Here is a 20,604-nt window from a genome sequence, read left to right as displayed (position 1 = left end):
GGAACTGCGATGTCCGAATTGATCAGGAGGACCGGGGCCGAGGTCGAGCGGCGGCCGCTGGAGAAGGCGGTGGAGCTCGCGGCGACCGCGCACCGCAAGGTCGTGGTCAAGCGCCAGGAGATCCGCGTGGCGCTCAACATCGCCGAGGTGACCGCGGAAGCCGAGATCATGGCCGACCGGCGGCGGCGATGACCGGCACGGAAGAGCTGGAGGGGCTCGTGCGCACGGTCGTGGAGCGGCCGGCCGCGGTGCGGCTGCGACAGCTGCTGGCCGAAGGACTCATCACCGCGTCCGACCGGGACCTGTTCCTGGTGTCGGCTCAGAAGTACCGGGAAGCCGCGTTCGCGCAGTACGCCGACTTCGATCCGGCGGTCCGCCACGAGCTGGTGAAGGCGCTGCTCGTCGACTACCAGCAGGAACTCGGCCGCCTGCTGGACGAAATGGCGGCGCGCCGCCGTCCGCCGACGGCGATCGAAGCCAGCGGTGGGGTCCTGCGCGGCCTGTGGCGCAGGATCCGGTGAACCGGTTGCGGCCCGGAAACCACCGGGCCGCAACCGTGCCGGAACGGATCAGTACGTGATCGCCACGGCCGGGTCGGCGAGCAGCGCGCCGACGTCGGCGAGGAACTCCGAGCCCTGCTGGCCGTCGACCACGCGGTGGTCGAAGCTCAGCGACAGCTGCATCACCTTGCGGACCTTGATCTCGCCGTCCACGACCCAGGGGGTGTCGCGGATCGCGCCGACCGCCAGGATCGCCGACTCGCCCGGGTTGATGATGGGCGTGCCGGTGTCGACGCCGAAGACGCCGACGTTGGTGATCGTGAACGTGCCGTTGACCATCGCCGCGGGCGTGGTCTTGCCCTCGCGCGCCACGTCGGTGAGCTCGGTCAGCGCGACGGCCAGCTGCTTGAGCGACATGGCGTCGGCGTCGAAGATCTTCGGCACCACGAGCCCGCGCGGGGTCGCCGCGGCGATGCCCAGGTGCACGTAGTCCTTGTAGACGATCTCCTGCGCCGCCTCGTCCCACACCGCGTTGACGTCGGGCGTGCGCTTCGCCGCGAGGCACACGGCCTTGGCGGCGAACGCAAGCGGCGTGAGCTTCACGCCGCTGAACTCACGCGACTTCTTGAGCTTCTCGCGCAGCTCCATCATCGGCGTGACGTCGACGGTCAGGAACTCCGTGACGTGCGGTGCCGTGTAGGCGCTCTGGACCATCGCCGCGGCGGTGGCCTTGCGGACGCCCTTGATCGAGACGCGACGTTCGCGGGTGGCAGCGTCGTAACTGGTGTCCCCAGTGGACGCCACGGCGGCTGCCGGGGCAGAGCCGTTGGCCGCGCGCTCGACGTCTTCACGCGTGATGACGCCACCGTCGGCGGTGCCGGTGAGCGCGTAGAGGTCGATGCCGAGGTCCTTGGCGAGCTTGCGCACCGGCGGCTTGGCCAGCGGCACGTAACCACCAGCAGGAGCCACCGGAGCCGGAGCCACCGGAGCCACGGGAGCGGAAGCCACCGGCGCGGGGGCCGGCGGAGCAGCAACAGCCACCGCAGCGGCCTTGCGCGCCCGCCGTTTCGTCTCCACCGCTTTGGAGCCGTAGCCGACCAGCGGCTTCATCTCCTCCTCGGCCGCAGCTTCCGGAGCAGCGGCCGGCGCCGCCTTCCCGTCCGGATCCACGTCCAAGGTCAGCAACGGAGCCCCGACCTCGACCGTCTGCCCCACCTCGACGAGCAGCTCGGTGATCACCCCGGCCCACGGGATCGGCAGCTCGACAGCGGCCTTGGCGGTCTCGACCTCGACCACGATCTGGTTGACCGTGACCGCGTCGCCCGGCTTCACGTGCCAGGCGAGGATGTCGGCCTCGGTCAGCCCCTCTGCCGTGTCCGACAGGGGGAACTGTTTGTACTCAGGCATTTCAGCGAGTTCCCCCTTACCAGTTCAGCGAGCGGTCGACGGCGTGCAGCACCCGGTCCAGGTCGGGGAGGTAGTGCTCCTCGAGCTTGGCCGGCGGGTACGGCGTGTCGAAACCGGCGACGCGCAGGACGGGGGACTCGAGGGAGTAGAAGCACTCCTGCTGCACGCGGGCCGCGATCTCCGAGGTCAGCGAGGACTCGGACGGCGCCTCGCTCACGGCGATCAGCCGGCCGGTCTTGCGCACCGACTCGAACACCGGGCCCAGGTCGAGCGGCGAGAGCGTGCGCAGGTCGATGACCTCGAGCGACTTGCCCTCGTCCTCGGCGGCCGCGGCGGCGTCGAGCGCCACCTTCACCGACGGACCGTAAGCGACGACGGTCGCGGTGGTCCCCTCGCGCACCACGCGCGAGCCGAACACGCGGCCCGGCGAGGTGTCGGTGTCGACCTCCATCTTCAGCGCGCCCGAGTGGTAGAGCTTCTTGGGCTCGAAGAAGAGGATCGGGTCGTCGGAGCGGATGGCCTCCTGGATGCCCCAGTAGGCGTCGACCGCGTTGGAGACCGAGACGACCTTCAGGCCGGCGATGTGCGAGAACAGCGACTCGGGCGACTCCGAGTGGTGCTCCACCGCGCCGATCCCGCCGCCGAACGGCACCCGGATCACCACGGGCATCTTGATCCTGCCCTGCGTGCGGTAGTGCAGCTTCGCCAGCTGCGAGGAGATCTGGTCGAACCCGGGGAAGATGAACCCCTCGAACTGGATCTCGCACACGGGCCGGAACCCGCGCACGGCCAAGCCCACGGCGGTGCCGATGATGCCCGACTCGGCCAGCGGCGTGTCGAGCACGCGCTGCTCGCCGAAGTCCTTCTGCAGGCCGTCGGTGATGCGGAAGACGCCGCCGAGCTTGCCGACGTCCTCACCCATGATCAGGACCTTCGGGTCCTCTTCCATCGCACGGCGAAGGCCGAGGTTGATGGCCTTGCCGATTGTGAGCTTCTGCGGTTCGGCCATCAGTGCTCACCCCTGTGCCGAACGCTCGAGCCCGCAAGCGACTCTTCGGCAGCGAAACCGTCCAAGTAGGACAGGAACTCTTCCCGCTCCGCGTCGAGAACCGGCGACGGCTCGGCGTAGACGTTGGCGAAGATCCGCTCGGGCGGCGGCTCAGGCATGTTGAACGTGTAGTCGCGAAGCTGCGTCGCGAACTCGTCGGCTTCGGCCTGAACCTGGTCGAAGAAGTCGTGGTCCGCACCGCCGCCGCGCGCGAGGTAGGCCCGCACGCGCTCGATCGGGTCCTTGAGCTTCCACTCCTCCAGCTCGTCCGAGAGCCGGTAGCGGGTGGGGTCGTCGGTGGTGGTGTGGGCGTCCATCCGGTAGGTGAAGGCCTCGATCAGCACCGGGCCGTTGCCGTGCCGGCACTCCTCCAGCGCCCACCGGGTGACGGCGAGGCAGGCGAGCACGTCGTTGCCGTCCACGCGGATGCCGGGGAAGCCGTAGCCGCGGGCGCGCTGGTACAGCGGCAGGCGCGACTGGCGCTCGGTCGGCTCGGAGATGGCCCACTGGTTGTTCTGGCAGAAGAAGACGAGCGGCGCGTCGTAGACGGCGGCCCAGACGAAGCCTTCGTGCACGTCGCCCTGCGAAGTGGCGCCGTCGCCGAAGTAGCAGATCGTGGCTTCACCGTCGTCGTCGCCGACTTTGCCCTCGAACTTCTGCCCCATCGCGTACCCGGCGGCGTTGAGCACCTGGTTGCCGATGACGATCGTGTACGGGTGGAAACGGTGTGCGGCGAAGTCCCAGCCGCCCTGGTCCGTGCACCGGAAGATGCCGAGCAGCTCACGCAGGTCCACGCCACGCGTGTACGCGACACCGTGCTCGCGGTAGCTCGGGAACGCCATGTCCGTGGGCTTCAGCGCGCGGCCGGAGCCGATCTGCGCGGCCTCCTGGCCCAGCAGCGGGACCCAGATCCCCAGCTGCCCCTGGCGCTGCATCGCGTTGGCCTCACGGTCGGCGCGGCGCACCAGCACCATGTCGCGGTACAGGTTGCGCAGGACCTCGTCGTCGACGTCCGCGACGTACTTGTCGAACCGCGGCGACGGGATTCGCTGACCTTCGGGGGTGAGCAGCTGAGTCAGCTCAGCGCCACCTTCGCTCGTTGCTCGCAGACCCGCGATCACCTGTTCGGGCGAGGGCTTGGCCGCTACGGCGGCGGGCCCGTCTCCAGGTTCGGGGTGCGTCCACTGTTCGGACGGCATGCGCAGTATCTCCTCGGTGTCGGCGCCGCGGTGGCCGCTTGTGGCGGCCACAGCGACTGCACCGGCGGGGACCTACGCCCCGGATTCGGGGCGCCTGGCCACCGTCGGCGTTGACGGTTCTCGCCGCCATCCTGGCACGAAGCCGCGCGTGATGGTGAACCGCGGATGCTGATTTGTTGCTGAGATCCGGGCGCCTGAACAGGCAAAACGCTGGGAGATCCGAGTATGGGACGGACGATGATCGGGAATCCGCACCGCTGCCCACCAGGCGTCACCGGTCGGGCACCGGTCGCGTCCGGGTGGCGGGTTTCACGACCTCGACGGCGGTCGTGACGTCGGTCACCGTGGCAGGATGGCCGGCGTGGAACAGAAATCCGTACGTGAAACCGTCGTCTCGACGTGGATCAACGACGTCGTGCCGAGCCTGTCCGGTCTCGTCGCGATCCCGGCGTTGTCCCCGGCGTTCGACGCGGACTGGGCCGCGAGCGGTCACCTCGCCGCGGCCGTCGAACACGTGAAGACGTTCATCGCCGGGCGTGACCTGCCGGGCGTGTCGATCGAGGTCGTGCAGCTCGAGGGGCGTTCCCCGCTGCTGTTCGTGGACGTGCCCGCCACCGCGGGCGCCACGGACAAGCCGACCGTGCTGATGTACGGCCACCTCGACAAGCAGCCCCCGGTCGGCGGCTGGTCCGAGGGCCTCGACCCGTGGACGCCGGTGATCCGCGACGGCCGCCTCTACGGCCGCGGCTCCGTCGACGACGGCTACTCCGGCTACGCGGCCGTGTCCGCGCTGGAGGCCGTGCACGCGGCCGGCGGCGAGCACGCGCGCACCGTGGTGCTGCTGGAGACGGGTGAGGAGTCGGGCAGCCCCGACCTGCCCGCGTATGTCGAGCACCTGAGTTCGCGCCTTGGCGAGGTCGGCCTCGTCGTCTGCCTCGACGCGGGCGGCATGGACTACGAGCGGCTGTGGCTGACCACGAGCCTGCGCGGCATGCTGCACCTCACCGTCACCGTGCAGCTGCTCGCGACGGCCCAGCACTCCGGCCTGGCCAGCGGCGTGGTCGCTTCGTCGTTCCGCGTGCTGCGGCAGCTGCTGGAGCGCATCGAGAGCGGCGAGACCGGCGAGATCAAGCTGGCGGAGCTCAACGTCGAGGTGCCGGCGAGCCGGCTGGCCGAGATCGAGGCCGTGGCCGAGGTGGCGCCCGAGAAGCTGCGGACCGCGTTCCCGCTGGTCAGCGGCGGTCGGACGATGTCGGAAGACGCGCTGGAGCTGCTGCTGAACAACTACTGGCGGCCCACGTTGTCGATCATCGGCGCCGACGGCTTCCCGCTGCCCGCCAACGCCGGCAACGTGCTGCGCGAGAGCACCACGCTCACGCTGAGCTTCCGCCTGCCGCCCACGGCCGAGGCGGCTCCGGCACTTGAAGCCGTGAAGCGCGTGCTGACCACGGACGTGCCGTACGGCGCTTCGGTGACCATCCACGAAGACGCGCAGGCCGAGAACGGCTGGAACGCGCCCGAGGAGGCGCCGTGGCTCACCACGGCGCTGCGCCGCGTGAGCGACGAGGTGTTCGGCCGGCCGCACCGCGCCGCCGGCATGGGCGGGTCGATCCCGTTCATGGGCCTGCTGGGCGAGAAGTACCCGCAAGCACAGTTCCTGGTCACGGGCGCGTGCGGCGCCGACTCGAACATCCACGTGCCGGACGAGTGGCTGAACCTGGACTACGCGCAGCAGGTCACGGAGGCCGTCGCGCACATCTTGGACGCGCACGCACGGAGCTGAGGTTGTGGCGAAAAGTCCCGGCGCCGGTTGGTCGGTGCCGGGGCTTTCCCCACCGCGGGTGCTCCACAGTAGACGCCCTGTGGTTTGGACCACACACTTTTCGCGTCTCAGCTGATACCGGGAGTCACGACTGCGTAGGGTGAAACTGCGCCGTAACGTACAGGTGCTGTGCTTACCCGCTTTCGAGTGGCAATATGCGTGCTCTCGACAGTTGAGAACTACGAGGAGTGACGAAGTGGCCCGAGGACACCAGATGAAGGCGCTCGCCCTTCTCCCGGCTTTCGCGCTGGTCGGCCTGACCATCGCCTGCGGCGCGGGCGGCAGTGGCGCGGGCGATGCGGGAAGTGCAAGCTCGTCGGCGGCGGCTCCTGGGGGCTCGTCGGACATCCCAGCCGCGGCCAAGGACGACAAGCTCGCCGCGATGGTGCCGGCTTCGGTCACCAGCGACGGCAAGATCCTGGTCGGTCAGGACCAGAGCTATCCGCCCAACGAGTTCCAGGACGAGAGCGGCAAGGTCACCGGGTTCGACGTCGACCTGGGCACCGCGATCGGGCAGAAGCTGGGGCTGAAGATGGAGTTCCAGAACTCCGCCTTCGACGGCATCATCCCCGGCATCCAGGCCGGCAAGTACGAGCTCGCGATGTCGTCGTTCAGCATCAACCCCGAGCGGCTGCAGACGGTCGACATGGTCAGCTACTACAAGGCCGGCACGTCGCTCGCCGTCCTGAAGGGCAACCCGGACGGCCTGAACCTCGACGACCTGTGCGGCAAGAAGATGGGCGTGCAGAAGGGCACCACGCAGGTCGACGACCTGCAGACGCGCTCCGACGCCTGCGTCAAGGCCGGCAAGCCCGCCATCGACGTCACGCAGCTGCAGGCCCAGACCGACGTGAACCTGGCGCTGACGGCCAAGCGCGTGCAGGGCGAGCTCGCCGACTCCCCGGTGATCGACTACGCCGTGAAGCAGACTGGCGGCGCGCTGGAGGTCCTCGGCGCGCCGTACGACACGGCGCCGTACGGCATCGTGCTCAAGAAGGACAGCGGCGACTACACGAAGGCCGTGCAGCAGGCCGTGCAGGCGCTGATCGACGACGGCACGTACAAGAAGATCCTCGACAAGTGGGGCCTGTCCGGTGCGGGCGCGGTCACCACTTCGGAGATCAACCCGGCGTCCTGAGGTCGCAGATAGGACGTAGTTCTCGTGTCCAGTAACTTCGACGCGCCTCCGACCGTGGAGGCGCCGGTCGACACCACGCCCATCAAGGCCGTCCCAGTGCGCCACTACGGGCGCTGGGCGGTCGGGGTGATCATTCTGTTCCTGGCGTTCATCGTCGTGCGCAGCGTTGTCACCAACGTCAACCTGGACTGGCCGACGGTGTGGGCCTACATGTTCAACGACCGTGTACTGCGCGGTCTGCAGAACACGTTGATCCTCACGGTCATCTCGATGGCCATCGGCATCGTCGGTGGCGTGCTGCTCGCGGTGATGCGCCTTTCGCCGAACCCGTTGATGAAGGGTGCGGCGGGAATCTACGTCTGGTTGTTCCGCGGCACCCCGCTGATCACGCAGCTGGTGTTCTGGAACTTCCTGGCCTTCGCGTACCCGCGGCTCGGCCTTGGCATCCCGTTCGGCCCCGAGTTCGTTTCGTGGGACACCAACACGCTGATCAACCAGTTCACGGCGTCGCTGCTCGGCCTCGGGCTGAACGAGGCCGCGTACATGGCGGAGATCGTGCGCGGTGGTATCCAGTCGATCGACGCCGGCCAGCTCGAAGCGTCGTCGGCCCTGGGGATGAAGCGCACGACCACGTTGCGGCGCATCATCCTTCCGCAGGCGATGCGCGTGATCATCCCGCCGACGGGCAACGAGACGATCTCGATGCTCAAGACCACCTCGCTGGTCGTCGTGATCGGGTACTTCGAGTTGATGGTCGCGGTACAGACCATCTACGCGCAGAACTTCAAGACCATTCCGCTGCTGCTGGTGGCGGTGATCTGGTACCTGATCATGACGTCGATCCTCACCGTCGCCCAGTACTTCATCGAACGCCATTTCGCTCGCGGGACCACGCGCGGGAATACTGACAAGAACAGGTGGGGCACTCGGATGTTCGGGTTCCGCGTCGGGCGCCAGGGCAGCGGAGGTGTCGGATGACCGCGGTCGTTTCCGCGCAGAAGATCTGCAAGAGCTTCGGTTCACTGGACGTGCTGAAAGGCATCGACCTCGAAGTCCACGAACGCGAAGTGTTGTGCCTCATCGGCCCTTCAGGCTCGGGCAAGTCCACCCTCCTGCGCTGCATCAACCACCTCGAGAAAATCGACGCAGGACGTTTGTACGTCGACGGTGTCCTGGTCGGCTACCGGCAGCGAGGCGACAAACTCCACGAGCTGCGGGAAAAAGAGGTCGCCTTCCAGCGCAAGGACATCGGCATGGTGTTCCAGCGCTTCAACCTCTTCCCCCACATGACAGCGCTGGAAAACGTCATGGAGGCCCCGGTCCAGGTCCGCCGCGAACCCCGCTCCGAGGTCCGCCAGCGCGCCCTGGAACTCCTCGAGCGCGTCGGCCTGGCCGACAAAGCGGGCTCCTACCCGGCCCAGCTCTCCGGCGGCCAGCAACAACGCGTCGCCATCGCCCGCGCGCTGGCCATGCAACCCAAACTGATGCTCTTCGACGAGCCCACGTCCGCCCTGGACCCGGAACTCGTCGGCGACGTCCTGGGCGTCATGCGCCAACTCGCCAAAGACGGCATGACCATGGTCGTGGTCACCCACGAAATGCAGTTCGCCCGCGAGGTGGCCGACAAGGTCCTCTTCATGGACGGCGGCGTGGTCGTCGAGGCCGGCCCACCCGCCCAGGTGATCGGCAACCCGCAACACCAGCGCACCAAGGAATTCTTGGCTCGCGTTTTGAGCCCGAACGCTTGATAGCCGGTTGTGGCCGCTTCCCCATGGGGAGGCGGCCACACTGCTGTTCCAGGGTCAGCGCGCGGGAACCTTCAGCGTCCGCCGCGCAGCTCGTGCTCCAGCTGCTGCACCTTCTTCACGAGGTCCTGCGGCCCCGCCCCGGCCAGGCTGATCCACCCCGACTTGTCCACACCGAACAGAATCCGCCCCTGCTCGGTGTCGATCCATCCCGGCGGATTCTCATTCCGCAAGCGCTTTCCCCGACTGTCCCGGACCGCGACGTACAGCCGCCCGAAATACGTCTTCGGCGCCCGCAGCCACTGCACCACCTGCTTGGCGTCGCGGATACTCGGACTAGTGCCGCTCGGAATCACACCACTCTTGATCATGTTCAGATCCGCGTCTGAACAGTTCAACGACGCTATCCGCGCCGCCGGGGCCTCCGGCAGCAGCAGCGTGAACTCCCGCGCCAACGCGTCCGCCGACACCGGCGCGATGTAGAGGATCTGGTTGACCGTCACCACGCTCACCGCGTCCCGCCCTCTCGCCGCGGCGCGCACGGTGCGTTCGCCCTTGTCGGACTTCACCCACGAGTAGTACTCGACCCCGGGGCGCTGCAGCAGGTTCAGCACCTCGACGAAGTCGTCGTCGAGCCGCCCGCCGCGCACCAGCCCCCGCTGGCTCAGTTCATCATCCGTGTCGGCCGCCAACTGTTTCCGCTCGTCGGGCGAGTACCACAACGCCCCGCGTACCAGTGTCGGGTGGATGTCGCCAAGGTTGAGCCGCTCGAGCAACACCTCGTACGTCTGCAGGCTCAACTCCACCGGCTTGCGCAGCACTTTCTCACTCCCCCTTTGTCGAGCCATAAAGCTCTTGCTATCGAGTGCTCTTCAGGCTTTGAATGGCAAACCCGCTGACTTTCGCTGAAATCCCACACGGATCGGAGAAGTAGGGATTTCCGGTGGACAGTCGTGAGAAAATCATGAGCATCGTCTGATTATTTACGCCAACGGCGAGTTGACAGACGTACGGCCTCTCACCGCCGTTGGCAAATTTCACCACGGGGTATCCAAGCGTCGAAGACTGCGGCTCGAATGTGGTCACGCCGCTATTCTGAGCCTTTAGCGCGTAGAGGTGGCTAAGGCCGTCCTTGTCGATCGTGTCGACTCCCAGTGCGACGGTCCCCGAACCGTTCGCGAAGACGAACGTGCAGAACTTGCCTGCTCCCAGCAGTGACACGCGGATCGACTCGACCGGCCCGCCGACCTGGGCAACCTGGTTGGAAGTCGCCAAACTGCACGGCTCCGTCTCGGCCGCCGTCGTCATCAACGGTTCGTCAACCGCAGGCGCACCGTGATGAGGAACGGCAGCCGAGGCCGACGTCGCGACTGGTCTCGGTGCGGCATTACCTGAAGCGGAGGACGAACACCCCGTTGAGGCAACAGCCGCGACACACGCCAGAACCGCGACTGCAAGCGCACGCGTTCCCATTCGGTCACTCTTTCTCGACGCCCGTGCAGTCGCTGCCCGGCCGTTAATGCCAATTGTTGACTTCCCAAGATCAACCTAGCCGCAGTTCTCGGCTCAAGTCAGGGACGCAACCCCGCAGGGGCCGTTCCTCCCCTGTTCGGGCTACGCCCCGATTACCGGCGGCGTCGGCCGGTTGCCGTCGTAGCCGCCGAAGATGGAGTCCGGGTCCTCTTCGGTCAGGAGGATCTTGCGCTGGTGCTCCTCGTCTTCGGGGCCCTTGCCGCCCTTGCCACCGCCGCCGGCGCCCATGCCGCCCATGCCGGGCTGGCCCTTGGCGCCGGCCGCGCCCATGCCGCCGGGCCGCGCGACACGCGCGCCTTCGCCCATCGCGCCGGCCCCAGTACCGGCCCCGGCGCCAACGCCACGGCCGACGCCGGCCGCGCCGCCGCTCGAGGCGCCGCCGCCAGGTCCGAATCCGCTGCCGCTCCCACCTGACTCGAAGCTGCCACCTCCGCCCAGTCCGCCACCGAAGCCGCCCACCGGCCCAAAACCGGGACCGAAGCCGGTGTTGGCGCCGCCAGGCCCGTTGACCCCAACGCCGCCGGGCCCTTGCCACGACGGTGATCCAGGACCACCGGGCGTCTGCGTCGGACCCGCGAACGCCGCTTTCGTGCTGTCGTTCGCCGCCGGCACCACAGGTGGAGGGGTCGCGCTCACCGGCGAGTGTCCCGGCGGCGGAGGTGCCTGGTAGCCCGCGGCTCCAGGAGGAGCGGTGTAGTGACTCGGTCCGCCGGAGTGCCCGCCAGCCGAGTGGCCGCTGCCGGCAGCGTGCTTTCCACCGGATGTTCCGGTGTCGATGGGGTTGGGCGTGACCCCACCTGCAGACACGTTCGGGTCGTGCGCCGCGGGGTAGTCAGCCGGCATGGTGTCCGTTCGTGGCTGGCTGCTCTGGTGGTAGCCGTCGTAGAGTTCGACGTTCTTGTGAGTGTCGTTGTCGAATTGGGCAGCCTTGATCTCGTCGTCGCTGGCGCCGATCGAAAGCCAGTCTTCGACCGTATCGTCGTCCGGTCGCGTCTGGTCGACAGCGACGACGTTGTTCTTCACGTACGTGAAGGCTGAAGACTGTTCTTCGATCGACTGCCGCATGGTGTCCATCTTTTGCGCGGCGGTTCGAGAGGTATTGATGAGCGGGCTCAGTCCCGCACTACCGGTGTCGGCGGCCTCGCCTTTCCAGAAGGTGTTCAACGTCGTCTGGCTGGTTGTCAGCTTTTCGGCGACATCGTTGTGGATGTCTCTGAGTTGCCCACACCCGCTTCCCATGGCATCCAGGCTGGTCGTGTCGCCGGGGGCGTGCAGCTGCTGATAGATGTCGAATCCACTTTGCGGCATCTCAACTGGCCTTCAGTCGAGTGATCTCCGCGGCGGCGATCTGCTCCGCCATCTTGCACGGGTCCGCCAGGTACGGGTTTCCGGTCCTCAGCTGCGTGTTCACCGTGTAGGTGAGATCATCACGAACGCCGACAGCCAAGACGCATGAACCGGGACCCTCGTCACCCGCGCTGTAAACGACAGCCGGGTATCCCTCGACCGGCGAGTGAGGCGCGAAGGTCGAGAGGCGGCCAGCTTGGTTCTCAAGGTAGAGGCTGTTGAGGCCGCGCTTGTTCCCCGAATAGAACCCACCGCTGACGTTCCCGGTGTTGTCGGCGAAGTTCCATTGGCACGACTTACCGACGATCGACTGGGCGATTGCGGTTCCCTTGACCTTACCTGCGGCTTTTTCGACCTCACTTATGGACAAAGCGGAGCACGGGTCGTCCTCGAAGGCCTTGGTATTTGTCAACGGATGGTCGACTTTCGGCGCCAGCATTGGTTCGCCAGAGGGCGAACTAGGCGCTGCTGGCGTCGGTTGCCCTGCCGTCGAACTCCCGCACCCAGCCACAACAATTGCCGCAAAACCCACGAAGGCAAGCTGGTATACGTTACGGACTCGCATCAATCGACCTTCCCGGCGCTGCGAATTGCATCAATCGCGGCGTGATCTTGGTTCACGTATGCTGTGCGGATCTGTTTCAGGGTGTCGACGTAAGACGAAAGGAAGTCGACCGTTCCCCTGAGGAATTGGTTGTACGCGATGGTGGCGCGACCCGTGGCACTCATGTAGTCCTTGCTCACCTGGTCCGAGCCGGGATAACCGAGCTGGGCGAACTGTGCAGCGACGGTGCGCGCTTGTGAGTAGTCGTCGTTGAGGCTGTCTTCCAACTGCTGAATGACTTTGTCCATCGACTGCGCGTCGAACGCCCAGCTGCCGCCGCCTGACGCCGCGGCGAAGTCTGCCTTTGCTTGACCCGCGCCGAGCGCGTTGTAGTCCGGAGGCGGGCCCGACGTCACGGTCTGGCCACCGGCCAGTGGCACCGGAGGCGCACCGGGTGGCGGTGGCGTGACCTGCCCCGGTGTCAAGCTCTCGTTGTAAACGCCCTGCAGTCCACCCTGGTTTCCGTCTGGCATGTCGTGCCTCCCCGCACGGGCCGCTCCGGTCTGGGGGCGCGGCCTACCCTGTGTTCAGCTTCAGCTCCAGCAAGTGACCTTAACAGGGACGACTCCCCCACAAGATCGGTTCCCACAAGATCACCCACCGTTGTCAATCAGCTCGTCAGACGTTGAAAAAACACAGCTCAATTGGCGATCTGTCAATAACCCGCCGCTACTCCATTAGGACGATTGCCATTCCCCCTCCCTTCCGATTCGCTAAGGGCAGCACCAGCGGCAGGCGAACTGAGGGGGCACGTGCCGACCGACACGACGCTGCCGCCGCTGGATCCGTTTGCCGGGGTGCCCGACAAGAGGTACGAGCTGAAGGCCGCGGACCTGCTGAAACCCGGCACGAGCGGGATTCTCAGATGGCGCAGGCAGGCGACCAACGCGCCGATCGTGCAGGTCGAGGACGCGTACATCACCGGGACGTTCGACCTGCGGGCCGCCGAGTTGGGGTACCTGTTCCGCTTCGAGCGGTGCCGGTTCGAGTTTCCGCCGGATGTGCGGGAGGCGAACGTGCTCGGGCTCGTCTTCCGGAAGTGCTGGTTGCCGGGGCTCAAGGCCCGCAACCTGCGTAGCCGCAACGATGTTCGGCTCATCCGGAGCGTGGTGGAGGTCGGGCCGGAGGACAGTGAGATCCCTGAGACCACGATCATGCGCGGCGACGATCGCGAGCGCGGCATGCCCAACGCCGCCGTGAACCTCACCGACGCCGTGATCGAGGGCTCGGTCGTGCTGACGCGCACGACGATCAAGCACCCCCACGGCAAAGCGATCCAGGCCGACCGGCTGGAAATCCACGGCGCGCTGCTCGCGTACCGGCTCGAGGCGCGCGGCGAGGTGCGCATGCCCGGCATGCGCACGGGCGGCAACGTGAACTTCTCCGGCGCGACGTTCGACAACCCCGACGGCTTCGCGTTCAACGGCAACGGCATCCACATCGGCGGCAGCCTGCTGTGCGAAGTGGACAACTACGGTCCGGCCGCCGAACGGAAACGGTTCTCCGCCAAGGGCATCATGTACTTCCCGAGCGCCACTGTGGACAGTGACATCGTGCTGCGGGAGGCAAAGCTCACCGTCGACCAGCGCGGGCCGGTGGCCGTGGACGCGTGGAAGTCCAACGACCCGTACCTCGACCCGCGGCCCGCGCTCGTCGCCGATCGGCTGAAGGTCGACGGCAACCTGGAGCTGTCCGACGGGCTGCAGGCGTTCGGCACGCTGCGCATGGTCAACGCGCGCATCGGTGGCTCACTCAGGCTGGCCGGCGCGGAGATCAAGATGGCGCGCGGCCGCGCGACCCCCTACTACGACCGCGCGCTGCACCTCGACGGGTCGACCATCGGCGGGGACGTGGAGGCCACCAGCCTGCGCGTGCCCGTGGGGCAGCTGCGCATGGCGGACGTGCAGATCGGCGGCAACTTCCTCGCGTGGAACGCGATGTTCCTGCACCCCGGGCGCGACGTCTTCTCCGCGCGCCGAGCCAAGATCGCGGGAAATTTCCAGCTCACCGACGCGACACTGCAGGGCACGGTGCGCCTGCAGGGCGTCGAGGTGGGCGGCAGCGTGAACCTCTACGGCAGCAAGCTCACCGAGCCGGGGCAGCGCACGTCGTCGAGCTTTTCGCTCGACGTCCGGACCGCGCGAATCGGCCGTGACCTGGTGCTGACGGAGAACAAGGACCGCGCGTTCGTCTCGGAGGGCGGCGTCAACCTCGACGGCGCCCAGATCGCGCGACGCCTCGAGCTCGGCGGCGCACAGCTCGGATCCCTTCCCTCGCACGGGATCGCGCTCGACGCGAGCGACGTGACGGCCGACGAGTTCCTGTTCGGCTTCCGCACGCCGCCCGCGGGACGCGTCGTGCTGCGGCGCGCGCACTGCGGGACCCTCGGCGACACGGAGGAGTTCTGGGCCGCCGCGGACGGCATCGAGCTCGACGACTTCCGTTACGACGCCCTGAAACACGGCATCCCCCTCGACGACGACCGCGCGCTGGACCATCGCATCGCGTTGCTGAGCAAGGCGATGCGCGGCTACCGCCCTGGCCCGTACGACCAGCTCGCCGCGACCCTGCGCGCGGCCGGCAACGAAGAACACGCCTCGACGGTCGGCCTGCGCAAGCAGCAGTTCCGCTACGAGGCGCTCGCGAAGGGGTTCAAGATCTTCGGCCCCGGCGTGCGGCTGTGGAGCTTCCTGCAACGCTCGATGGTCGGCTACGGCTACCGGCCCGTTCGCGCGCTGGGCTGGCTGCTGACATTGCTGGTGCTCGGCAGCCTCTGGTTCGGCCTGGGCAGCGACGACTGCGTGCAGAACCCCGGCCGCTACGCCGTGAGCGGCCCGCGCTGCCTGGTCAACCAGCAGGACACGGGCCTGCAGTGGAACCCGGTGATCTACACGGCCGACCTGCTGGTGCCCATCGTCGATTTCGGCAACAAGTCGCGCTGGTACATGCACGGCGCCGACAACTGGGTGGCCGCCGGCTTCACCGTCTCGGGCTGGCTGCTCGCGACGACCGTGGCGGCCGGCTTCGGCCGCATGGTGCGCCGCGACAGCTGAACAAGAACCTCACTCCGACAACCCCGACCAGAACGCGACCTCACGCGCGTCGGCGGGTTCCTCGGCCAACGGCGCGCCACCGAACTCGTGCCGCAGGTACCCGCGCAGGTCCCAGCCGCAAACCACCACGTCAGCGTGGTAAACGGACAACACCGGGTACCCCGACGCCCCCGCGATCGCGGGCAGGTAGCGGTGCCCGCAGACCGGCACCAGCTGGGGCACCGCGGCGAGACATCGCTGGGCGCAGGCCAGCGCGTTGGAGAGCACCCTGGGCCGCTCGCCCCACGACGCGTGCCAGAAGCCGTTGTGCTCGACCTCGTACAGCAGCCCGTCGACGGGCCAGTCGAGGCGTTTTCGCAGGTGATCCGGGTTGCCGTGCAGCCAATCGGGCCACCGGTCGCCCACCGGGACGCCTGCGGCGAGAAACGCCCGGTGGTCCAGGGAGAACCGGAAGCCGAACTGGGCTTCGACGTCGGTGAGCTCGGCTTCCGACAAGCCTGGACGCAGGGGCTCCCCGAGGCTTTCCTGCAGCGTGCGGGCCTCCTCCACCGTGAGGACTTGCTGGACATGTGACATACGAAGAAGCGTACGTACCGCCCACACGGCCTCGCGCGTCCTTTTCCGCCGGTTTGACGGTCGGACAACAACCCTCCCTCTGCGGGGTGAGGTTCTTCTCTCAGACCGTGGTTGACGGAACACACCGCAGCCACGTGTAGTTCACTCGTCGCGTGAGTTCCGCACAGGCGCGAGTACGCGCACCCGAACTGACCGGCGACGTCTGGCTCAACACCGGTGGCCGGCGACTCGCCCTCGCGGAGTTGCGCGGGCGGATCGTGCTGCTCGACTTCTGGACCAGTGGCTGCATCAACTGCCTTCACGTGCTCGATGAGCTGCGCCCGCTCGAAGAGGAGTTCGGCGACGTCCTGGTCACCGTCGGGGTGCATTCGCCGAAGTTCCTGCACGAGGGCGAGCGCGCGTCGATCGAGGCGGCCGTGCGCCGCTACGAGGTGCACCACCCCGTGGTGAACGACCCGAAAATGGAGCTGTGGTCGCAGTACGCCGTGCGCGCGTGGCCGACGCTGGTGGTCGTCGATCCCGAGGGCTACGTCGTGCACGTCGCTGCGGGGGAGGGGCACGGCGAAGCGCTGCGACGCGTCGTGGCGGATCTCGTGGCGAAGCACGCCGCGAAGGGCACACTGCGCCGCGGCGGCAACCCGTACGTGCCGGTGGAAGAGCAGCAGACGGAGCTGCGGTTCCCGAGCAAGGCCGTCGCCACGGCGGAGGGCCGCATCCTCGTCGCCGACACCGGGCACCACTCCGTGGTCGAGTTCGCGTCCGACGGCGAGACCGTGATCCGCCGCTTCGGCAGCGGCGAGCGCGGCGCGCAGGACGGGCCGTTCGACGTCGCCAGCTTCACCGAGCCCTCAGGCATCGCGCTGCTGCCCAACGGCGTCGCCCAGCGCGCCGGCTACCACGCTGTCGTCGCCGACACCGCGGGTCACCGGCTGCGCGGCCTCGACCTCAACACCGGCGAGGTCACCACGGTCGCCGGCACCGGCAACCAGTGGCGCAACGGCACGGACACCGGCAAGGCCCTCGACACCGACCTCACGAGCCCGTGGGACGTCGCGTGGTGGGCGCCCGCCGGCGGTGTCGTGGTGGCCATGGCCGGCAACCACACGCTCAGCGTCTTCGACCCCATCTCCGGCGACATCCGCCGCTTCGCCGGGACAACCGTTGAAGGCCTCAAAGACGGCGAAGTGAGCGAAGCGTTCTTCGCGCAGACGTCCGGCCTCGCGCCCGACGGCGACAAGCTGTGGCTCGCCGACGCGGAAACCTCGTCGCTGCGGTGGATCGAGCCCGAGGGCGAGACGTTCACCGTGCACACCGCCGTCGGCACCGACCTGTTCTCCTTCGGCCACGCCGACGGCCCGGCCGACGACGCGCTGCTGCAGCACCCGCTGGGCCTGGCCGTGCTGCCCGGCGAACGCATCGCGATCGCCGACACCTACAACGGCGCCGTCCGCCGCTACGACCCGTTCACGCGCGAGGTCACCACGCTCGCCACCGGCCTCGCCGAGCCGCAGGGCCTGCTCCTGCACGACGGTGAACTGCTCGTCGTCGAGTCGGCCGGCAACCGCGTCGCGCCGGTCGGAGCCCAGGTCACGAGCGTGGCCGGCGAGAAGAACGCCGTCCGGCGCCCGCCGACGGTGCTCGCGCCCGGCGACGTCGAGTTCGCCGTGGTCTTCACGCCGCCACCGGGTGAGAAGCTCGACGACCGCTACGGGCCGTCCACGCGGCTCGAGGTCAGCGCGTCGCCGCCGGAGCTGCTCGCCGACGGCGCCGGCATCGGCACCGATCTCACCCGCCGCATCCGGTTCGCCGACGGCGTAACGGAAGGCGTGCTGCAGGTCGTCGCCCAGGCGGCCAGCTGCGACGAGGGCGGTGAGCACCCCGCGTGCCGCATCACACGGCAGGACTGGGGTGTGCCGGTGCGCTTCGAGAGCGGTGGTGAGCGCACGCTCAGCCTGGTCATGGCGGGTGAGCCGAAGCCGGCGGCACCCGGTCAGTAGCATTGGGGACGTGCCTGACAAGCCCAAGCTCCAGATACAGATGCTGCAGGACCGCGTGCTCGTGCGCCTGTCGCCGGAGGAGGGCGAACGCCGCAGCAGCGGCGGAATCGTGATCCCCGCGACCGCGCAGGTGGCCCGCAGGCTCGCCTGGGGTGATGTACTGGGCGTCGGCAACAGCGTGCGCAACGTCAAGCAGGGCGATCGCGTGCTCTTCAACCCGGAGGACCAGCTCGAGGTCGAGATCCACGGTGAGGGCCACTTCGTGCTGCGCGAGCGGGATGTCCACGCCGTCGCCACCGAGCGGACCGAACACGGCACGGGGCTCTACCTGTAGCTCCCGGCCACGGGAGGGCAGGCGTGCGCGAAGACGAGACCTCGCAGGACCTCTTCATCGACGACCTGCTGCCGGAGCGCGAAGACGACGACCTCGCCACCGAGATCTTCGCCGTCGTCGACGGGCCGCCGCTGCCGGAGACGCCGCAGCGGCGCCTGCGCAAGGGTGTCGCGCGCACGTTCATGATCGTCGGCTGCGCACTGGGGCTCTTCGTGCTGCTGTACGCGATCGACCTCGTCACCAGCGCCGGCGACGTGCCGCGCGGCGTGCTCGTGGCGGGTGTCGACGTCGGCGGCCTCTCCCACGCCGACGCCGAGGCCAAGCTGCGAACGGAGCTGCAGCCGCGGCTGACGCAGCCGGTGACTTTGCACGCGGGCGACATCACGACGTCGATGGTGCCGTCGGAGTCCGGCCTCGGCCTCGACTGGCCGGGCACGCTCGCGCAGGCCGGGCACCAGCCGTTGAGCCCGATCACGCGGTTCCTGTCGTTCTTCACCGCGCGCGACGTCGGCGTGGTCACGCGCTCGGACCAGGAGCAGGTGGCGCAGGCGCTGGGCATCCTCGCGACGGACAAGCTCAACCACCCGCTGGTCGAGGGCAGCATCGGCTTCCAGCCCGGGGACGACGGCGCCGTCACGGCGTACCCCGTGGAGCCGCGGCAGGGCCAGGAGCTCACCGACGTCCGCGCGGCCGCGCAGACCGTGGCGAACGACTGGCTCGCGCCGGGCGGCGTCACGCTGCAGATGGCCGTGACGCCGGCGAAAGCCACGTCGAACGGCGTCCACGCGCTGCTCGACCAGGTCGTGGCCCCCGCCGTCGCCGCGCCGGTGGTGCTGCACGGGCAGGGCAAGGATGTCGCGCTGAAGCCGGCGGCCATCGCGGCGTCGTTCCAGTTCGCGCCGCGCGACGGCGGCTCGCTCGAGCTGCGCATCGACCAGGGCAAGCTGCAGCAGGCCGTGGAATCCGACCTCGCGTCGACCGAAACCGACGGGCGCAACGCCGAAATCGTGTTCACCTCGGGCGCGCCGACTGTCAACCCGTCCGAAGACGCCCGGAAGATCAACTGGGCCAACACTTTCAAGTCGCTCACGGCCGTGCTCGCCAAGCCGGCGGGGCGTGACCTGCCGGTGGCCTACGACGCCACGAAGCCGAGCCTGTCCACCGACGCGGCCAACGCGCTGGGCATCAAGGAGGTGATCGGCGAGTTCACCACGAGCGGGTTCTCCGGCCCCGCGGCCACGAACATCCAGACGCTCGCCGAACGCGTCTCCGGCACCATCGTGAAACCCGGCGACACGTTCAGCCTCGGCGCCCGTTCCGGCGCGCGGACCGCGGCCGACGGCTACGTCAGCGCGCCCGCGAACGAAGACGGAACCGGTCCTTCCGTGGTGGGCGGCGGGGTTTCGCAGCTCGCGTCCACTTTGTACAACGCGGCGTACCTGGCCGGTCTGGGGGACGGCGGCCACCTCGCCCACGACCATTACCTCGACCGCTACCCCGCCGGCCGTGATGCAAAAGCCATCGACGACGCGGGGAATCCGGTGGAGCTGAAGATCACCGACAACGACGACACGGGGTTCGCGATCCAGGCCAGCGTAAGCGCGGATTCCGTCACGGTGCGGATCTGGGGCACGAAGCACTACCTCGTCGAGGGCCGCACCGGGGGCACGTCCGACGAGGTCTCGCCGACCGTCCAGTTCGGACCCGGGCCCGACGGCGCGTGCCACTCGTCCATCGGCGCGCCGGGCTTCAGTGTGTCCGACACGCGCGTGTTCCACGCCCTGGCGACGGGCAACGAGGTTCGTGAGGAAACGCGCAACACCACGTACTCGCCGCAGCCGATCGTCATCTGCTGACGGCGTCCACACCGGACGGAACGGCCCGGCCCGCAGAAGAGGGCCGAGCCGCGAAGTCACCTGTTGATACTTCGCCTGCCCCACAGGCTCGCGACCAAGGCCACGCCGAGTGCGGCGACACCGACCTGGGTGATGATTTCGAGCCAGTCGATACCGCTCGTGTCGGCGTATCCGATGCCGCGCGCGATGGCGCTGCCGATGAAGGCGGCTGCGATGCCCACGAGGAGCATCAGCCAGATCGGGATGTTCTGTTTGCCGGGCACGACCAAGCGGCCGAGCAGGCCGAGGATCAAGCCGACCACGATGGCGCTGATGATGCCTGAGACGGTCATCGAAACTCCTCTGCCAGATGGGTTCCGGGCCGAGCCGCGGACTCGGCGTCCGGATGCCCTGGAAACGGGCGGCCGAAACTCGAGACCACGGCGATACCACCCACCTGGCACCA

The 20,604-nt window shown here is 68.2% G+C and carries 20 protein-coding genes; 10 read left to right on the top strand and 10 right to left on the bottom strand.

From position 1 onward, the window contains the following. Positions 1-9 precede the first annotated feature (9 nt). Positions 10-192 carry a hypothetical protein gene (locus AB0383_RS02945; protein ID WP_366184761.1) on the top strand — a complete coding sequence of 61 codons (183 nt, stop codon included), beginning with the start codon at positions 10-12 and terminating at the stop codon, positions 190-192. Further along, the gene (locus AB0383_RS02940; protein WP_366184759.1) at positions 189-521 is read left to right on the top strand and encodes a hypothetical protein; all 333 of its coding nucleotides are present in this window, start codon (positions 189-191) and stop codon (positions 519-521) included. The genes AB0383_RS02945 and AB0383_RS02940 overlap by 4 nt, the downstream gene beginning before the upstream one ends. Before the next feature lie 48 nt (positions 522-569). On the opposite strand, the gene AB0383_RS02935 is transcribed toward AB0383_RS02940, so the two are convergent. Genes AB0383_RS02935 through pdhA form a run of 3 tightly spaced genes read right to left on the bottom strand, consistent with a single transcriptional unit; the run spans position 570 to position 4,154 of the window. Then, complete coding sequence (locus AB0383_RS02935) at positions 570-1,907, bottom strand: dihydrolipoamide acetyltransferase family protein (protein WP_366184757.1); 1,338 nt, start codon at positions 1,905-1,907, stop codon at positions 570-572. A 16-nt stretch (positions 1,908-1,923) separates the two neighbouring features. After that, the gene (locus AB0383_RS02930) at positions 1,924-2,916 is read right to left on the bottom strand and encodes an alpha-ketoacid dehydrogenase subunit beta (protein ID WP_366184755.1); all 993 of its coding nucleotides are present in this window, start codon (positions 2,914-2,916) and stop codon (positions 1,924-1,926) included. After that, positions 2,916-4,154, bottom strand: a complete 1,239-nt coding sequence (gene pdhA, locus AB0383_RS02925) for a pyruvate dehydrogenase (acetyl-transferring) E1 component subunit alpha (RefSeq protein ID WP_366184753.1) — start codon at positions 4,152-4,154, stop codon at positions 2,916-2,918. Before pdhA ends, AB0383_RS02930 begins: the two co-directional genes overlap by 1 nt. 352 nt (positions 4,155-4,506) lie before the next feature. Between pdhA and AB0383_RS02920 the strand changes: the two genes are divergently transcribed. From AB0383_RS02920 to AB0383_RS02905, 4 genes are all read left to right on the top strand, one after another. Beyond that, positions 4,507-5,937: a M20/M25/M40 family metallo-hydrolase gene (locus AB0383_RS02920; RefSeq protein ID WP_364169663.1), complete on the top strand. Its 1,431-nt coding sequence runs from the start codon at positions 4,507-4,509 to the stop codon at positions 5,935-5,937. A gap of 253 nt (positions 5,938-6,190) precedes the next feature. Beyond that, the gene (locus tag AB0383_RS02915; protein WP_364170708.1) at positions 6,191-7,114 is read left to right on the top strand and encodes an ABC transporter substrate-binding protein; all 924 of its coding nucleotides are present in this window, start codon (positions 6,191-6,193) and stop codon (positions 7,112-7,114) included. Between the two features lie 24 nt (positions 7,115-7,138). Beyond that, on the top strand, positions 7,139-8,092 hold the full coding sequence (locus tag AB0383_RS02910; RefSeq protein ID WP_366184750.1) for an amino acid ABC transporter permease: 954 nt from the start codon (positions 7,139-7,141) through the stop codon (positions 8,090-8,092). After that, a complete protein-coding gene (locus AB0383_RS02905) occupies positions 8,089-8,862 on the top strand; it encodes an amino acid ABC transporter ATP-binding protein (protein WP_366184748.1) in 774 nt (257 codons plus the stop codon). The genes AB0383_RS02910 and AB0383_RS02905 overlap by 4 nt, the downstream gene beginning before the upstream one ends. Before the next feature lie 71 nt (positions 8,863-8,933). Here the strand turns inward: AB0383_RS02905 and AB0383_RS02900 are convergent, their stop codons facing one another. The 5 genes from AB0383_RS02900 to AB0383_RS02880 form a co-directional block, all read right to left on the bottom strand. Continuing rightward, a complete protein-coding gene (locus AB0383_RS02900; protein ID WP_366184746.1) occupies positions 8,934-9,680 on the bottom strand; it encodes an ESX secretion-associated protein EspG in 747 nt (248 codons plus the stop codon). A gap of 37 nt (positions 9,681-9,717) precedes the next feature. Next, positions 9,718-10,332, bottom strand: a complete 615-nt coding sequence (locus tag AB0383_RS02895; RefSeq protein ID WP_364169652.1) for a DUF3558 domain-containing protein — start codon at positions 10,330-10,332, stop codon at positions 9,718-9,720. A gap of 141 nt (positions 10,333-10,473) precedes the next feature. Then, complete coding sequence (locus AB0383_RS02890) at positions 10,474-11,700, bottom strand: hypothetical protein (RefSeq protein WP_364169649.1); 1,227 nt, start codon at positions 11,698-11,700, stop codon at positions 10,474-10,476. Position 11,701: 1 nt separating this feature from the next. Then, entirely contained in the window at positions 11,702-12,304 is a 603-nt protein-coding gene (locus AB0383_RS02885; protein ID WP_364169646.1) for a DUF3558 domain-containing protein, read from the bottom strand. Beyond that, positions 12,304-12,816: a hypothetical protein gene (locus AB0383_RS02880; RefSeq protein WP_364169643.1), complete on the bottom strand. Its 513-nt coding sequence runs from the start codon at positions 12,814-12,816 to the stop codon at positions 12,304-12,306. The genes AB0383_RS02885 and AB0383_RS02880 overlap by 1 nt, the downstream gene beginning before the upstream one ends. A 279-nt stretch (positions 12,817-13,095) precedes the next feature. On the opposite strand from AB0383_RS02880, the gene AB0383_RS02875 reads away from it, so the two are divergent. Beyond that, entirely contained in the window at positions 13,096-15,396 is a 2,301-nt protein-coding gene (locus tag AB0383_RS02875; protein ID WP_366184743.1) for an oxidoreductase, read from the top strand. Between the two features lie 9 nt (positions 15,397-15,405). Here AB0383_RS02875 and AB0383_RS02870 read toward each other — a convergent pair whose 3' ends face one another. Then, complete coding sequence (locus AB0383_RS02870) at positions 15,406-15,972, bottom strand: hypothetical protein (RefSeq protein WP_366184741.1); 567 nt, start codon at positions 15,970-15,972, stop codon at positions 15,406-15,408. Between the two features lie 152 nt (positions 15,973-16,124). On the opposite strand from AB0383_RS02870, the gene AB0383_RS02865 reads away from it, so the two are divergent. From AB0383_RS02865 to AB0383_RS02855, 3 genes are read left to right on the top strand one after another with little or no spacing between them, the layout of a single operon-like run. After that, positions 16,125-17,969: an NHL domain-containing thioredoxin family protein gene (locus tag AB0383_RS02865; RefSeq protein ID WP_366184739.1), complete on the top strand. Its 1,845-nt coding sequence runs from the start codon at positions 16,125-16,127 to the stop codon at positions 17,967-17,969. Positions 17,970-18,009: 40 nt separating this feature from the next. Beyond that, on the top strand, positions 18,010-18,303 hold the full coding sequence (locus AB0383_RS02860) for a co-chaperone GroES (protein ID WP_366184900.1): 294 nt from the start codon (positions 18,010-18,012) through the stop codon (positions 18,301-18,303). 23 nt (positions 18,304-18,326) lie between these two features. Continuing rightward, a complete protein-coding gene (locus tag AB0383_RS02855) occupies positions 18,327-20,159 on the top strand; it encodes a VanW family protein (RefSeq protein ID WP_366184738.1) in 1,833 nt (610 codons plus the stop codon). Between the two features lie 56 nt (positions 20,160-20,215). Here the strand turns inward: AB0383_RS02855 and AB0383_RS02850 are convergent, their stop codons facing one another. After that, positions 20,216-20,491: a GlsB/YeaQ/YmgE family stress response membrane protein gene (locus AB0383_RS02850; protein WP_364169629.1), complete on the bottom strand. Its 276-nt coding sequence runs from the start codon at positions 20,489-20,491 to the stop codon at positions 20,216-20,218. Between the last annotated feature and the right edge of the window lie 113 nt (positions 20,492-20,604).

The sequence above is a fragment of the Amycolatopsis sp. NPDC051373 genome (assembly GCF_040689465.1).
Taxonomy (GTDB): domain Bacteria; phylum Actinomycetota; class Actinomycetes; order Mycobacteriales; family Pseudonocardiaceae; genus Amycolatopsis.
The sequence above is the reverse complement of the archived record's forward strand: the minus strand, read 5'-3'. Positions and strand labels throughout refer to the sequence as shown.